Genomic DNA, 14,339 nt, shown 5'->3' with positions numbered 1-14,339 from the left:
TGAAAAATGTCCGCAGCACCAGCCAGCAGTGAGGGATTCCATGATCACCACCCAGCAGCCCGTCGTCCTGACCAGCAGCAGCATCGAAGCAAGCGATGAGGAAGCCGTGGCGGCCAACGTCAGCGTGGTGGATGCCATGCACACCGCGCTCCTGGCTACTGATGAAATGTCGCCTGTTGCCGTCCGCAGCTACTACGTGGATTTCTACCTCACCCAGGCGCTGGAGGGCGGCTTCGCGCAGTACGCCTTCATGTCCGTTGACCGCAACGAGACGGACACCGTCATCCGGGAGGGCATGGCCGGCATGGGCGCCACGGCGCACCTGGACCTGTTCAACCGCGCAGCGGCAGCCTACGGGGACCTGTCCGAAGAGGACACGGAGCACTACCTGGACGGACCGCTGGATGACGACGACGAGGTGCCGGCCGGGGTCCTTGCCATGGAAGAGCTCGACGGCGAGTTCGAGGAACTGCTGGAACGGGAGAACATCACCGCCCTCAACGCGGCGTGGCTGCGCGGCCAGGCGGACCTGCTGGTCCTCGACGACGAAGAGGTGGGCGCCTACATCCAGCAGCTCGCTGCCCAGATCCCCGACCTGGCGGAGCGCCAGGCCAGGGCGGCCGAGGAAGCCCTGGGGGATGCACCCGACTTCGAAATCATCATCCGTGAACTGTGCAGCATTGCCGGCTACGAGCTGGCCAGAATCACCATGGGTGACCCCAACTACGTGCACGACGGCGAAAAGACCCTCGCGTGGTACTTCAGCACCGATCACGGCGACTTCCTCATGGTTGAGGAGGACGACGAAGCCTTCATGATCAACCCCGAAACGCAGGAGATCGTGGCGGCCGTGGAGTTCGAAGAGGCTGACGCCGGGCTGGTCGAAGCCTAGGAACGGGCCTGCCTGTCCTGCTCACGGCCGTTTAGCGCCAGGGGCCCGCATCCGCTGTAACGCAACAGCGAATGCGGGCCCTTCCCGCCAAAAGAACCGGCTGACCGGCGCCCCGAAACCGGGCTTCCGGAAAACTTTCACAGCACCCGTAACCTTTCCGGACCGCCCGGCGATGTAGGAGGTGATGGGCCCGCCCGGCGGGCCCGAACCACAAGTGTTGTCTACGTTTGGAGTGTCTTATGTCGTTGTTCACCGTTCTCGCCACCAGTAAAGTCGCCGCCGGAGTCCTGGCAGCAGGCACCCTGGCCGTAGGTGGAACCGGCGCAGCCGCCGCTTCCGGTGTCCTCCCCGCCGAAGCCCAGCAGACCGCACACGAACTCTTCGGCGCTCCGGCCCCGAAGCTGGCTGCCAACGCCGCTACCGACGCCCTTGAAGGCACCGCCGGCGCCGCGGCCAGCACCGATGCTGAAGACGTCAAGGCTGCCGCTGATTCCACGGCGAAGGCAACAGCCTCCGCCGACGCCACTGCTTCCGCTGACGTCGACGCCAAGGTCAACGAGGACAGCGTTGCTGCCAAGGGCTCCGCTTCCGCCGCCGCCGACTCCGCCGTGGACGCCGCAGGTGCTGCAGCAATCGGCCTTTGCACCGCCTTCACCCACGGTGGCCTGAACGCTTCCTCCGAGGGCTTCTCCTCGCTGAAGCTCGCCGCCGACGGCGAAGCCAACATCGACAGCTACTGCGCTGATGTCGCGGCTGACGCCGATGCCGCAGCAAAGGCTGCCGCATCCGCCAACGGTTCCGCCGCCGTCGACGCCCACCGTCCGGAACTCCCGGCCGTCCCCACCGTGCCGGCCGTTCCTGCTGTTCCCGCCGTCCCCGGCGTGGACGACGCCCCCAAGGTTCCGGCTGTGCCCGCAGTTCCCGCCATTCCGGGCAACAGCGTAGACGTACCTTCCGTTTCCGCCCGCTAGCAGCAGTTGGCTAGGGTGGACTGCGGGAAACGGTCTTTGCCGCCTGCCCCCGCAGTCCACCGCGGCTGGTAAGCCGCAGCCGGGGCAACGCGCCGGCAGCCTGCAGATGGAACCGGGAAGGGCGCGCGCACGCCATATCCCGGAATGGAGGAGCCGCTGGTGCTGGACACTATGGCCCACGCAGAAACCGAAGAATTCGAGAACACAGCCGGAGCAGATCCCGCTGTGTTGTTTGCTGCTGCCTACCGGTCCTTCGCCGGCCCGGTTCAGGGTTATCTCACAGCGCGCGGCGTCGATGATCCCGAGGCCGTGACCCAGGACGTCTTCCTGGCCTTCTACCCCAGGATCGAAAGCCTCACGGGCGGCTTGCAGGGCGCAAAATCATTGATCTTCTCCATCGCTCACGCCCGCATGGTGGACCACTACCGCCGGCTGGAGCGCAGGCCGCAGCTGACGCCCTACGATCCCCACGACGACGCCCGGACGTCCCCGTCCGCGGAGGACCACGCGGTGGAACTTACCGGAGGGGCGGCCGCCATGCTCGAAGGGCTGGCCGACGAACACCAGGAAGTCCTGGCCCTCCGCATCGTGGCGGACCTGTCCATCGAACAGGTGGCCGCCATCATGGGCAAAAGCGCCGGAGCCATCAAGCAGCTCCAGCGCAGGGCCCTCCAAAACCTCAAGGCACAGACGCTCAAAAGAAACCAGGCGAATCATGAGTGACACCGCAGGATCCCGCAGTGAAGGATTCGTTGACCAGCTGCTGCTCGAGGCAGACGTGGACGACGACGGCCAGCTCCGCCCCGCCCTGTTGCAGCTCCGCGCCCTGGGCGCCGAAGTTCCCGAGCCCTCGGCCGCCGTCGCGGCGCTGCTCGAGCGTGCCCGCACGGCCGGGTCCGGCGAAACCGCTGCTGAGCCTGCTGACCCGGCCGAACCCGCGGCGGATTCCCTTGCCGCCGTGGCCGATGCCCCGCATGGCGTAAGCGGCCCGCCCGGCGACGAGCTTGCCGCGCGGCGCCGGGCGAAGCGCCGGGCCGCCCTCACCGCGCTGACCCTGGGCGTCACCCTGACCGCCGGCGGCGCTGTTGCTGCCGCGTCCGATCAGGGCATCCGCGATTCGTTCGCCCACCTCAACCACGCCGTGACCTCCTTCGTCACGGGATCCGGGCCCGCCGGACAACGGCAGGCCCCCGTACCCCCGGCGCAACCGAAGGAACCGGCGGCGCCTGCCCCGGCTGCGCCGGTAAGCCCGGCTGGGGTGCCCACGGCACCTGTGCCGGCTGAGGCACCTGCCGGGGCGCCGGCGTCGGACGCTCCCGCTGTTCCGGAAGGCGTACCGTCCCCGCCCGCGACACCGGGCAAGCCTGCTGGCGTGCCAGGGCCAGGGTCATTGCCTACGGCCGTCCCCACCGGGGTCACGGACAGGCTGCCCCAGCGGCCGCAGGTGCCACTGCCGGAAGTGCCGCAGCTTCCGCTGCCCACCACGCTTCCTGCAGCCCCCCACCAATAGGCGCCTGCAGCCCGTCTCTGTGCCTGGGGATCTGTGCCTGAGTCCCCGTGCCCGCGAAAACTGTGCCCGGGAAAGCTGTTTCCACGAAGCCAAGGGCCTGGCGGTCAGCCCCTAATAGGCGGCGCCGCTGGCCGTCTGGATCATGCTGCCGGACGGGTTTGCCAGGTACCAGACGTTGTTGACGCCCTGGCCCAGGACATCTCCGGGCTTGGTGTCCTTGGCAAAGTAATACAGAGGCATGCCTTCAAGCGTGACCTGTTGCTTGCCGTCCGCCGTGGTGATGGTGCCCAGCTTCCCGGTCACACCGTCGGCCGACGGTGTGACGGACGTGGTGGTCAGCGGCGGCCACGCCTTCAGGCAGGCATCAGCACATGCACTGGTACCTGAGTCCTTGGTGTCCTTCGTGAAAAAATAGACGCTCATGCCTTTGGCGTCCACCACGATGGTGCCCGCGCTGGAGGACGCCGTCTTGAGGTCCACGGCGGCGCTCGAGGTACCGGTGGAGGTGGCGGACGGTGAGGTGGTCGCCGCAGAAGTGGCCGGGGCGCTTGCCGTGCCGGCCGGGGTGGAAGCCGGCGTGGTTCCGCTGCTTCCGCCGCAGGCGGCCAGTGCAGCAGTGAGGGCCAAAATGGCGAAACCTGCACCCAAACGGGATTTCATGGTTGCTCCTTTGCTGGTGTCCGGCGTCGGATCACCGGACGCTAACCGGTATGACGCCTCCGGGTGAAGAATGGTTCAAGGCGCCGGCAAAACAGGGTAGGCCCGTTCGGTTGAACCATTTGCCCGGAAACGGCGTCTGAATGGACAAACAGCGGATGAACGCGGGGCAGGAGGATGGGATGCCGCTCGACGAGGATGCGGTGGAGTCCCTCTACCGTGAACACGGCACGGCGCTGCGGCGGTTTGTGCTCAGTGCATCGCGGGACCCGCAGCTGGCCGAGGACGTGGTGCAGGAAACCGTGCTGCGTGTCTGGCAGCAGGCACCCGACATCAACGGCAGCATCCGCAGCTACCTCTACCGGACGGCCAGGAACATCATGATCGACAACTACCGGCGCGCCCAGCGCCGCCCCGCCGAAACCCTGGAGGGCGAGCCATCCCGCCAGGCCGGGGTCATGGAGCGCGTGGACGGCCTGCTGAACCGGGTGCTGATCGAGGAGGCCCTCCTGCGACTCAGCAAGGAACACCGGGACGTCCTGGTGGCGCTGCACTACAGCCGCTTCACGGTCAACGAGGCCGCCGCCCAGCTCAATATCCCCAGCGGTACCGTGAAGTCCCGCGCCTACTACGCCGTGCGGGCCCTGCGGACCATCCTGGATGAGATGGGGGTGGAACCATGACCTCGGACCCCCACCACCTGCTGGGTGCCTACCTGTTGGGCGGGCTCGACGCCGGAGACCGGGCAGTGTTCGAATCGCACCTGGGGCAGTGCCGCGAATGCCGGGACGAGCTCGCCGGGTTGGAGACACTCCCCGCGCTGCTCGACGCCCTTCCAGTGCCGGACGCCCTGGCCCTCACGTCGGTTCCCGGCGCCACGGAATCCGGCGCCACGGAATCCGGTGCCACCGAGCCCGGTGCCAAGGAGCCCGTGCCTGCGGCCGGGCTGGCGGACGCCCTGCCCGCGGCCTTTCCCCGCCCGGCCGCGGACCAGGTTCCCGCGTCGCGGCCGCTGCTGCACGAACTTGCGCGCCGTCGCCGGACATTGCGACGGCGGTGGGTAGCGCTCGCAGGCGCCGCAGCCGCTGCCTGCCTTGCGGTGGGCCTCGCCGTGGGACCGCTGCTGGTGCGGGCGCCGCAGCCGGACGCCACCTACTCGGTGCAGTCCGGCGGAGGGCTGCAGTTCAGCATCGACCTGGCCCGGAAGACCTGGGGCACCGAACTGGCAGTGAACGGCAGCAGCCTGCCGTCCGACGGAACGCTCTCGCTGTGGGTCAGGGACCGCGACGGCGGCGAGGACCGCGCCTGCGCCTGGACGGCCACGCCCAGCGGCCGGGTCAAGGTCACCGGCGCCACGCCGATCCAGCTGGGCAGGATCTCCAGTGTGGAACTGCGGGACGGGACGCAGCAGGCGGTCGCCGTAATCACCGTTCCCTAAGCGGTGCGGCCGCGGAGTTCCTGGAACTCCGCCTGGAGGCCGGCGTCCTCGCAAGCCCGCGCGAACGCCTCGATCCGCTTCTCGATCTCCCGGCCCAGCAGCCAGGTGCCAATCTTTTCCATCAGTGGCCGCAGCAGCGCCGGGCGGCAGGAAAAGGTGTACTTCCAGACGGCCCGGGTGCCGCCGTCGTCCGCCGTGAAGCGCCAGCCCCCACCGAAGTTTTCGAAGAACCAGGGCCCGGCCACCATGGTCATCCCTACGTTCCGGGGCGGCGCATAGGAGACGTACTCGCTGACCATCACCAGTCCCAGGCGGGACCGCGTCCGGGTCCTGACCCCTTTGCCGGCCTGGGCTGCGCCGTCCAGGAAGCCCTGCGCGGAGATGAACGGGTCCCATTTCAACCGGAAGGAACCCGTGGTCTGGGAGAAGGCGAAGGCCGTCTCCGGATCGGTGCGGATATGGCGTTCAGCGCGTACCTGGGGCATGGTCCAACCCTAGCGACACGCGCAGCACCCCGGCGGCGCCGGGCCGGGGGCTGCGAGGCGGCCAGGCCCGGCCACCTCAAGTACGTCCTGCCCGGACTACTTGATCATCCGGGCGATCTTGGCCCGCACGATCATGTACACGCCGTAGCAAATCAGCCCTGCCCCTACCGCAGCCAGGAGGTAGATCCCCATGGGCTGGTCCCGCAGGCCGCGCAGGCCGCCATCCAGGCCCGTGGACTGTTCCGGATGGGATTGCCACGAGGCAATGGCGATCAGCAGCCCGGTCAGCAAGAGCACCGTCCCCTTGGCCACGTAGCCGGCCACGCCCAGCACCGTGACGGCGGTCCTGGCGTTGGGATTGCTGGGCAGCACCAGATGCTTTTCGAAGGATTTCCGCAGCCCGCGGATGGCGTACACGACGCCGGTGACGGCGATGGCGGTCCCCAGCAGTACCAGCAGGGCGACGCCGCCCGGAGCCTTCATCAGCGAGAAGGTCAGGTCGCTGGCGGCTTTTCGGTTGTCTTCGTCATGTCCTGTGCCCATGGCAAAGGACATCAGCGTCAGGGCCATGCCGGCGAACACGATTGCCTGCGCTGCGGCTTTGGCCTTGTTGGCGGCCTTTTGCTTGGCCGGAAGGTGGGTGTAGTCGAAGATTGCATCGCTGGCCTGCCAGATGGCCAGGGCAGCGCAGGCGGCGAAACTGGCCCACAGCAGGAACGGGCCGGCGGGCTGGGTAGCCAGCTCGGCCACCGCCCCGCTGAAGTCCGCGCTGCCTGTTCCACCGGTGGCGAGGCGGATGGCTATGGCACCCACCAGGAGGTGCAGTATGCCGCTGGCCGCGAATCCCGCCCTGGCCAGCACTTCCAGTGCCCTTGAGTTGGTGACGGTTTCAGCCGCATCAGCGGCCTGCTTAAGTTCTCTTTTGATGGCAGTTCCTTTGTGCATGCGCCGGACGGTGGCGCTGTGGTTCACCGGTGTGCGTGCCCCACACAAGGTAATCGTGCCACGCCGGTTCGGATGATGGGGAGGGATCCCCATCGCCCCGGTCCGGTGGTTGTGCAACCATAAGCTTCAGCGATTCACATTCACCGCGAACCACCCGGGGGAACACCATGACTTTTTACGGCGCTGACGTCAGCCAGCTGCGGGCGCTGGCCAAGGCAGTGGACCAGGCCGCCTCCCTGTTGAGCAGCCGCGCAGGTTCGCTGCAGGGCCAGATCCAGTCCGCACCGTGGAAAGGGGCCGACGGCGCCCGTTTCCGCCAGGACTGGAGCTCCAGCCACCGGCCCAACCTGGAAAAAGTGGTCTCCAGCCTCCGGGCCAACTCCAAGATCCTGATGAAGCACGCGGACGAGCAGGAGAAATCCTCCAACTCCTCCGGCGGAGGCGGCGGGGGCGGCACCTGGGACAAGATCAAGTCCCTGGCCGGGCAGGCGCGGGACTGGCTGCAGGAGCAGGCAGCAGCCGCGGCGGCCGCGGCCGAACACCGCAAGGAACTTGAGTCCGGCCTGGACCGTATGCTCAACGCCAGCCCGGAGGAGCAGGCCAAGTGGTGGGCAGGCCTGTCCGAGGCGGACCGGAAGTACCTGATCGAGGGCGAAGGCGAGGACGGTCCCTTCGCCAAGGACCTTATGCGCATGGACGGCGGCATTCCCGAGTCCGCGCAGCAGCTGGCCAAGGAACACCTGCAGGAACTGGCCAAGGCGGACATTCCGGTCTACACGGAGGCCGGCAAGGCCTCCATCGAAGCCCGCGTCGCCTGGGTGCACGGCGGTGCCGAAGTAGGCACCGAAGTGGTGGAGAACGCGGACGGCTCCGCCACCATGAAGGTCTACGGAAACATGGGCCTGGGCGTCAATGACACCTCGGGCACGGCTGGCGTCACCCTGAGCGGCGAAGTTTCGCGGGAGTACAAGTTCGCCAGCGTGGAGGAAGCCATGGCTGCGCGGGCCCAGATGTACCGGGACCTGCCGCCGGACAGCATCAGCGACATCAAGGACGTTGCCGGCAACCCGCCCGGCTACGTCCTGGACACCATCAACGATGCCGCCGGAGACAACGGCTCAACCGGCCAGACGGACAAGGCCAAGGGCACGCTGTCCCTCGAGGCGGAGGGCGAGAGCGGGGCAGCTTCCGGTTCTGCCAAGCTGGACCTCTCCTACGAACGTAACCTCACGGACGGCACGGCGACCGCCAGCGGCGAAGTGTCAGCCCAGGGCAAGCTCAACCTGGACGGACGGACGTTCGAGGCCTCCGGCAAGGGCGGCCTGCAGGTCAACATGGACAAGGGCAACAACATCGATTCCGTGACGGTCTCGATGGAAGGCACCGTGGCGCAGGGCGTCACGGAGGGCACCGACGTGAAGGCTGCCAAGGTGGAATCCTCCGTGTCCGCCGGAACCCAGGGCACCGTGAAGATCAACGTGGACTACACCCCGGAGAACCGGGCCGTGGTGGACAGCTACCTGCGCAACGTCGCCCTGGGCAACGACTACGGCGCAGCGCGTGACGCCGCCAAGCTGTACGAGGCCGGCTCAGCCACCGTGCAGGTCAACAGCGTGGTAACCGCCTCCAACGAGGCCGGCTTCGACGTGAAGCTGGGCGAGGTGGAGGTCAAGACCGAAAGTTCGGCCACCACCAACGTGTCCACGTACTATAAGGTCCCCAACGACACCAAGCTCGAGAGGCTCTGAACCCATGTCAGTGCACATCGAATCCCCGCTGGGGTTTACCGCAGACTTCCCTGAGTACACCCAGGTCCTGGATGATTCCAGCGCCGGTCCCAACACGGAGCAGTACGGCCTGCTGGGCGGAGTCCTGGTCACGGTCATCAAGGACGACAACTCGGTGCAGGACGCGCCGCAGGCCACGGGCTGGGCGCACCTGATGGCAGGGTTCTACCTTGAGGAGCGCGGCGGAACCCTGCTGGCTGAAGGCGAGCTCGGCCTGCCGGGCAAGTCCGCGTACGCCGTGGTGGCGGGCTACACCGACGCCCAGGGATCACCCAAAGTAGCGGCGACGGTAGGCGTGCTGGAAAACGGCCGGTTCATCGGCGTCGTGGTGATCTGGCCCTACACCAGCCCCGAAGCGGAGCCGCGCCTGGACCTGCTCAAGGAGGTCGTCTCCGCCATCAGCGTCAGCTGAGTTCTTCAGCCGGCGCGATGGCAGCGCCCGGTTGTCAGGCCTGGCGCCTGCGGTAGCAAAGATCGAAGATCAGCCGGCCGGCTTCGTGGGCCTTTGCCTCGAAGCTGGTCCTGATCCTGCCTTCGAACCGGGGAGCCCAGCCGCCGGTCTCATCCACGCCCTCGTTGGGACCGGTGTGGCCGGTGCTGACCGGGGCTCGGCCCTCGCGGACGGGGGCGCCACCCACCACGGATTCGACGCCGGACTGCCACACCTGAGTCAGCGGGCTCTCCGGTCCGCGGCGCTCGCCGGTGTGCAGGTTCTCGAAGTCGGCGGACCCTGCCATCACGTCGCGGACGTGGATGGCGTAGTTGGACCAGTCGGTGGCAATCCGGAACAGTCCGCCAGACTTCAGCGCACGGGAGGCAAGTCCGGCGAACTCCGGCTGGATGAGCCGGCGCTTGTGGTGCCGGGACTTGTGCCAGGGGTCCGGGAAGAAGACCCAGAGTTCATCGACGGAGCCTTCGGGCAGCATGGTGGCCAGCACCTCAGGGGCGTTGGCCTCCACCACGCGGACGTTGGTGAGGCCACGGCCGTTGATCTTGATGATGGTGTTGGCCAGGCCGGGCGTGTAGACCTCAACAGCCAGGAAATCCGTGTCCGGGTTCTGTTCTGCGGCGTGGCAGATGGCATCGCCCAGGCCCGAACCGATTTCCACCACCAGCGGCGCCTTGCGGCCAAACTCCGCCTCGGCGTCGAACGTGTAGTCCGGGTGGACCGACGTGTTGGCGACGTGCCGGGGGACGTCCACGGCCCACCGTTCTGCGTGCTCCTCCCAGGCGGTCTGGCGCCGGCCCTGGAGGCGGGTGCCGCGGCGCACGAAGCTGACCGGCCGGCCACCGTAGGTGCCGAAGGACGCCTGCGTTCCGGGCGTCACCGGCCTGGGGACATGCGGCTGCTGGGGGTTTTCGGGGGAATCGCTCATCCCTTCCAGAATACCGGCAGGCAACGCCGGCCGCCCGCCCGGCCCCATCATCCGTCCGGCTGGCCCCATCGTCCGCCCGCCGGCGGGCGGATGGACCTCGCGAACCCGGACGGACCCTGCGGGATCAGTAGAACAGCATGGGCACATACCTCAGCGAGAGGACCAGGGCGATCACGAAGAGGACGCCGGACACCCAGAGCGATGCCACCGCCAGCCCCCAACCGCCCGATCGGCCTGTGGATTTCCTGATGACCGATACAGCCAACGGGACGGCCACGAGCCAGCAGGCCAGCGGCAGGCTCAGGAAGACCAACGGCGCCACCCAGGGCGCATGCGAAGGGCCTTCATCCGGGTAGGTCATCAGCACGGCGATAAACGCGAGGGGACTGGAAATGTAGAGCGTGGCCGGTGCCACGATGGACAGCACCAGGCTGGCGATGGCCTTGGCGGAAACCCGCTGTCCGGGGACGGGCGGAATGGACTCTTGGAGGGGCTGCGCGCTCATGTTCTCCCTGCTGGGCCGGATTGGCCGGTAGTTGGGCAGCGGACGGGTAAAGGACTTCGTTTGGCAGTGGTCCGCGTCTCCAAACTAGGAAAGCGCAGGCCGCCCCAAAAGCCACCGGTTCCCGTATGTGGATAACCTCCGGGTGCGTGGTGGCGGCGGCAAGTTGCCGGAGCCGGGCACCCGCCAGCGCGGGTGCTGCAAGAATGGGCGGGTGACGGAAGCAACGAGTGCCGGGGCAAGGAAGCAGCGGCAACAGGAACCGGATGAGCTGAGCCCAACGAGGCGCCCAGGCGGGAGCAGCCTGGTTGATGCCGAGATCGACGAAACGCCCGCCCCCGCACCAACCCGGGTGGGCAGCCGCAGGCAACTGGCCTACCTGGGACTGTGCCTGGTGCTGATCGGGCTGAACCTCCGGACTGTGTTCTCCAGTTTCTCGGCGGTACTTCCCGAGATCACGGCCCAGGCGTCGCTCCCTGGCTGGGCCGTCGTGGTGCTGACGACGGTGCCGGTCACCCTGCTGGGGGTGTTCGCGCCCCTGGCTCCGGCGCTGGCGCGGAGGTTCGGCGCCGAACGCGTGCTCCTCGGTGCCATGGCCGTGCTGACTGCGGGGCTGTTGCTCCGCCCTGCTGACCTTGGACTTCCCGGCGGGCACCTGCCCGGCCTCCTCGCCGGAACTGCGGCGTGCGGTGCGGCCATCGCGCTGTGCAATGTCCTGCTCCCCGGCCTGGTCAAACGCGACTTCCCGCACCGGCTGGGCCTGATGGGCGGGCTGTACACCACGGCCATCTGTGCCTCGGCCGCGCTGGGGGCCGGCTTCACCTACCCGGTCTACTCGGCTGCGGGGGAGTGGACCGTGGCCCTGTGGTTCTGGGCGCTGCCGGCCGCCGTCGTCCTTCTTCTCTTCCTCCCCGTGGCCCTGCGCCAGCATCCTGCCCGGCACCAGGCCGTCAGGGACGGAGTGAACGTGTGGCGTTCAGCGGTGGCCTGGCAGGTCACCATCTTCATGGTGCTGCAGGCCATGATGTCCTTCAGCGTCTTCGCCTGGCTGGCGCCCATCCTGCGGGAACGCGGCGTGGACGGCGCCACCGCCGGGCTGATCGTCTCGGTGAGCATCGTGCTGCAGATGCTGGGTTCACTGTTCGCTCCCTCCCTGGCGGCACGGTTCCGGGACCAGCGGGCCATCAATACCGTTGTTGCCCTGATGACCGGAGGCGGTTTCGCGCTGAGCATCTTCGGGCCGCTGGACCTGGTCTGGGTATGGGCGGGCCTGCTGGGGCTGGGACAGGGCAGCCTCACCGCGGTGGCCCTCACCATGATCATGCTCCGCACCCGCGACGGGCACACTGCCGCGCACCTGTCCGGCATGATGCAGGGCGTCGGGTACGGCCTCGGCTCCACCGGGACCCTGATGGTGGGCCAGTTGCACCAGGGAACAGGGACCTTTGCCGCCGCCGGCTTCCTGTTCCTCGTGGTGGGGCTGCTGGCCGCCGTCTTCGGCTACCGCGCCGGCCGCAACAGGTATGTGGGGTAGGTGGCGGTGCACGACTCCACCCTCCCCGCAACAGAGCCCACGGCCGGCATCCTCCAGCGGCCCTACCTGTGGGTCACCGTGGGGACTTGCGCTCTGGTGTTCCTTGCTGCCTTCGAATCGCTGGCGGTGACCACCATCATGCCGCTGGTCAGCCGCGAACTGGACGGCGCAAGCCTCTACGCCCTCGCCTTTGCCGGCCCCCTGGCAACAGGGGTAATCGGCAACGTGGCCGCCGGCAACTGGTCCGACCGCCGCGGCCCCACCGCCCCCCTCTACGCCTCCGTGTCCCTGTTTGTGGTTGGCCTCCTGATCGCGGGCACCGCAGTGTCCATGCCGATGCTCGTGGCCGGCAGGCTGGTCCAGGGCCTCGGCGGCGGCGCCCTGACAGTGGCTCTCTACGTCCTGGTGGCGCGGATCTTTCCGGGCGCGCTCCATCCCAAGATCTTCGCGGCGTTCTCCGCCGCCTGGGTAATCCCGTCGCTCGTGGGCCCGTTTGCCGCCGGCATCGTGGCACAGGTCTTCAGCTGGCACTGGGTTTTCCTGGGCGTCGTGGGCCTCGTCATTCCGGCCCTGCTCATGATCGCCCCGGTGCTGAAGGGGATGGACCGGCCGGGAACGGCGGCACCCGCAACGCCCTGGGCCATCGGCAGGCTGGGCTGGGCGGCGCTCGCCGCCGTCGCGGTGCTGGGGCTGAACCTGTCCGCCGAGGTCCGCATCCAGGGCTTTCCGGCCGCCACCGCGGTCCTGGCCGTCGCCGCCGTCGCGCTTGCCCTTGCCGCCGTCCGGCCACTGGTTCCCCGCGGAACCCTCCTCGCCCGGCGAGGGCTGCCGAGCGTCATCCTGGCCCGCGGACTCGCGTCAGCCTCGTTCTTCGGCGCCGAGGTCTACCTGCCGTACCTGCTGATAGAGCAGTATGGCTTCACGCCCACCTTCGCCGGCCTCACCCTCACCGGCGGCGCGCTGGCCTGGGCGGCGGCAGCGGCCGTGCAGGGCCGGCTGGGTGACCGCCTGTCCCATCCCGGCGCGGTCCGTACCGGGGCATTCATGGTCCTCGGCGCGGTCATCCTCGCGCTGGCCACCACCGCGCTGCACTGGCCCGCCGCCGTCGCGATCGTGGGCTGGATCTTCGCCGGCGGCGGCATGGGCCTGCTCTACCCGCGGCTCAGCGTGATGACCCTGGCACTGTCCACAAAGGACAACGAAGGCTTCAACTCCTCGGCCATGTCCATCTCCGACTCCCTTGGCGGGGCACTGGCACTGGCCACCACGGGCATCGTCTTCACGGCGTTCACGACGACGGCGGCCTCCTTCGCCGGTGTCTTCACCTTCGCTGCGCTGGTGGGCGTCGCCGCGGCGGTGGTGGCGCCGCGGGTCACCTCCCGTGCGGGGTGAACCCCGGTCAGCGGAGCCGGGTGGCCCGCAGCACGACGTCCGCGATGGTGGCCTGCTGGCCCTCCGGCCCCGTAACCGGGCGCTCCCGGCTGGTCAGCACTTCCACCTGCCAGCCCGGGCCCTCCAGGGCCAGTTCCCGGACCAGGTCCTCACCCTTGTAGAACATGTCCCCGTGGTGGTGCCCGCCGCCCCACGGCGGCAGCCGGTCCGGGTGGTGCCCAACCACCAGGAGCGTTCCGCCGGGTTTCACGGCTTCTGCTGCGGTCCGCAGCGGAAGCCGCCAGTCGAGTTCCTCGGAGTGCAGGAACTGCGAGGTCACCAAGTCGAAGGCGCCCTCAGGCCGCCACTGTTCCAGGTCGGCCCGCTGCCACGTGATGCGGCTGGCCGGCGCACCCTCCGCAGCCTGCACGCTCTCGCGCCCGAACACGGCTTTTTCGTGGGACTGCGCCCGTTCCAGGGCAACCGCTGAGACGTCGACGGCGGTGACCGTCCAGCCGTGATGGGCCAGCCAGATGGCGTCGGCACCTTCGCCGCAGCCCAGTTCCAGCGCATGTCCCGGTTCCAGGCCCCCGGCCTCACGGACCAGCTGCGGGTTCGGGTTTCCGCTCCAGAGCTGCGTCTTGGTGCGGTACCGCTCGTCCCAGGCCGCGGCCGGATCTATGCCGGCCCTGGCGCCTTCGGCTCCGTTATGGTCCGGGCTGGTGCCGTCGGCACTGTGGTGGTCCGCACTGGTGCTGTCCGCGTTGGTGCCGTGCCCGCCGGTGGAGGCGCCGTCGTCGTGCGTTTCGTGGTGGTGCGCCGCGTGTTCGCTCATGCCTCAACCCTGCCTTGTGGCACCCGGCAGGGCAAC

The 14,339-nt window shown here is 68.5% G+C and carries 16 protein-coding genes; 10 read left to right on the top strand and 6 right to left on the bottom strand.

The annotated features are described in order from the left end of the window. The first annotated feature begins 40 nt into the window (after window positions 1-40). The 4 genes from ACP3TD_RS18660 (at window position 41) to ACP3TD_RS18645 (ending at window position 3,373) form a co-directional block, all read left to right on the top strand. Window positions 41-892, top strand: a complete 852-nt coding sequence (locus tag ACP3TD_RS18660; protein WP_426764469.1) for a DMP19 family protein — start codon at window positions 41-43, stop codon at window positions 890-892. Window positions 893-1,131: 239 nt separating this feature from the next. After that, the gene (locus ACP3TD_RS18655; protein WP_426764468.1) at window positions 1,132-1,863 is read left to right on the top strand and encodes a protein tyrosine phosphatase; all 732 of its coding nucleotides are present in this window, start codon (window positions 1,132-1,134) and stop codon (window positions 1,861-1,863) included. Window positions 1,864-2,007: 144 nt separating this feature from the next. Further along, window positions 2,008-2,586 (top strand): RNA polymerase sigma factor, encoded by a 579-nt coding sequence (locus tag ACP3TD_RS18650; protein WP_426764467.1) that lies wholly within the window; start codon window positions 2,008-2,010, stop codon window positions 2,584-2,586. Then, the gene (locus tag ACP3TD_RS18645; protein ID WP_426764466.1) at window positions 2,579-3,373 is read left to right on the top strand and encodes a hypothetical protein; all 795 of its coding nucleotides are present in this window, start codon (window positions 2,579-2,581) and stop codon (window positions 3,371-3,373) included. Before ACP3TD_RS18650 ends, ACP3TD_RS18645 begins: the two co-directional genes overlap by 8 nt. A gap of 111 nt (window positions 3,374-3,484) precedes the next feature. Here the strand turns inward: ACP3TD_RS18645 and ACP3TD_RS18640 are convergent, their stop codons facing one another. Further along, window positions 3,485-4,033, bottom strand: coding sequence for a COG4315 family predicted lipoprotein (locus ACP3TD_RS18640; RefSeq protein ID WP_426764465.1), 549 nt, complete (start codon window positions 4,031-4,033; stop codon window positions 3,485-3,487). A 179-nt stretch (window positions 4,034-4,212) separates the two neighbouring features. Here ACP3TD_RS18640 and ACP3TD_RS18635 point away from each other — a divergent pair, with 179 nt between their 5' ends. Further along, window positions 4,213-4,713, top strand: a complete 501-nt coding sequence (locus ACP3TD_RS18635) for a sigma-70 family RNA polymerase sigma factor (RefSeq protein ID WP_426764464.1) — start codon at window positions 4,213-4,215, stop codon at window positions 4,711-4,713. Next, window positions 4,710-5,468 (top strand): anti-sigma factor family protein, encoded by a 759-nt coding sequence (locus ACP3TD_RS18630; RefSeq protein WP_426764463.1) that lies wholly within the window; start codon window positions 4,710-4,712, stop codon window positions 5,466-5,468. The genes ACP3TD_RS18635 and ACP3TD_RS18630 overlap by 4 nt, the downstream gene beginning before the upstream one ends. Here ACP3TD_RS18630 and ACP3TD_RS18625 read toward each other — a convergent pair. Beyond that, complete coding sequence (locus ACP3TD_RS18625; RefSeq protein WP_426764462.1) at window positions 5,465-5,953, bottom strand: SRPBCC family protein; 489 nt, start codon at window positions 5,951-5,953, stop codon at window positions 5,465-5,467. The two genes, ACP3TD_RS18630 and ACP3TD_RS18625, sit on opposite strands and share 4 nt — an antisense overlap. Before the next feature lie 96 nt (window positions 5,954-6,049). Next, a complete protein-coding gene (locus ACP3TD_RS18620; protein WP_426764461.1) occupies window positions 6,050-6,898 on the bottom strand; it encodes a DUF1206 domain-containing protein in 849 nt (282 codons plus the stop codon). 167 nt (window positions 6,899-7,065) lie between these two features. Here ACP3TD_RS18620 and ACP3TD_RS18615 point away from each other — a divergent pair, with 167 nt between their 5' ends. Next, window positions 7,066-8,646: a hypothetical protein gene (locus tag ACP3TD_RS18615; RefSeq protein WP_426764460.1), complete on the top strand. Its 1,581-nt coding sequence runs from the start codon at window positions 7,066-7,068 to the stop codon at window positions 8,644-8,646. Window positions 8,647-8,650: 4 nt separating this feature from the next. Then, on the top strand, window positions 8,651-9,097 hold the full coding sequence (locus ACP3TD_RS18610) for a hypothetical protein (RefSeq protein WP_426764459.1): 447 nt from the start codon (window positions 8,651-8,653) through the stop codon (window positions 9,095-9,097). Window positions 9,098-9,131: 34 nt separating this feature from the next. On the opposite strand, the gene trmB is transcribed toward ACP3TD_RS18610, so the two are convergent. Together trmB and ACP3TD_RS18600 are read right to left on the bottom strand one after the other, a co-directional pair. Next, window positions 9,132-10,061: a tRNA (guanosine(46)-N7)-methyltransferase TrmB gene (gene trmB / locus ACP3TD_RS18605; protein ID WP_426764458.1), complete on the bottom strand. Its 930-nt coding sequence runs from the start codon at window positions 10,059-10,061 to the stop codon at window positions 9,132-9,134. Between the two features lie 124 nt (window positions 10,062-10,185). Then, window positions 10,186-10,566, bottom strand: a complete 381-nt coding sequence (locus ACP3TD_RS18600) for a hypothetical protein (protein WP_426764457.1) — start codon at window positions 10,564-10,566, stop codon at window positions 10,186-10,188. Window positions 10,567-10,777: 211 nt separating this feature from the next. Here ACP3TD_RS18600 and ACP3TD_RS18595 point away from each other — a divergent pair, with 211 nt between their 5' ends. Next, window positions 10,778-12,097: an MFS transporter gene (locus ACP3TD_RS18595; protein ID WP_426764456.1), complete on the top strand. Its 1,320-nt coding sequence runs from the start codon at window positions 10,778-10,780 to the stop codon at window positions 12,095-12,097. Window positions 12,098-12,103: 6 nt separating this feature from the next. Beyond that, window positions 12,104-13,489 carry an MFS transporter gene (locus ACP3TD_RS18590; RefSeq protein ID WP_426767301.1) on the top strand — a complete coding sequence of 462 codons (1,386 nt, stop codon included), beginning with the start codon at window positions 12,104-12,106 and terminating at the stop codon, window positions 13,487-13,489. Between the two features lie 7 nt (window positions 13,490-13,496). Here ACP3TD_RS18590 and ACP3TD_RS18585 read toward each other — a convergent pair whose 3' ends face one another. Then, window positions 13,497-14,303, bottom strand: a complete 807-nt coding sequence (locus ACP3TD_RS18585; protein ID WP_426764455.1) for an SAM-dependent methyltransferase — start codon at window positions 14,301-14,303, stop codon at window positions 13,497-13,499. Between the last annotated feature and the right edge of the window lie 36 nt (window positions 14,304-14,339).

The sequence above is a fragment of the Pseudarthrobacter sp. 1G09 genome, from assembly GCF_050038305.1.
Classification (GTDB): domain Bacteria; phylum Actinomycetota; class Actinomycetes; order Actinomycetales; family Micrococcaceae; genus Arthrobacter; species Arthrobacter equi.
The sequence above is the reverse complement of the archived record's forward strand: the minus strand, read 5'-3'. Positions and strand labels throughout refer to the sequence as shown.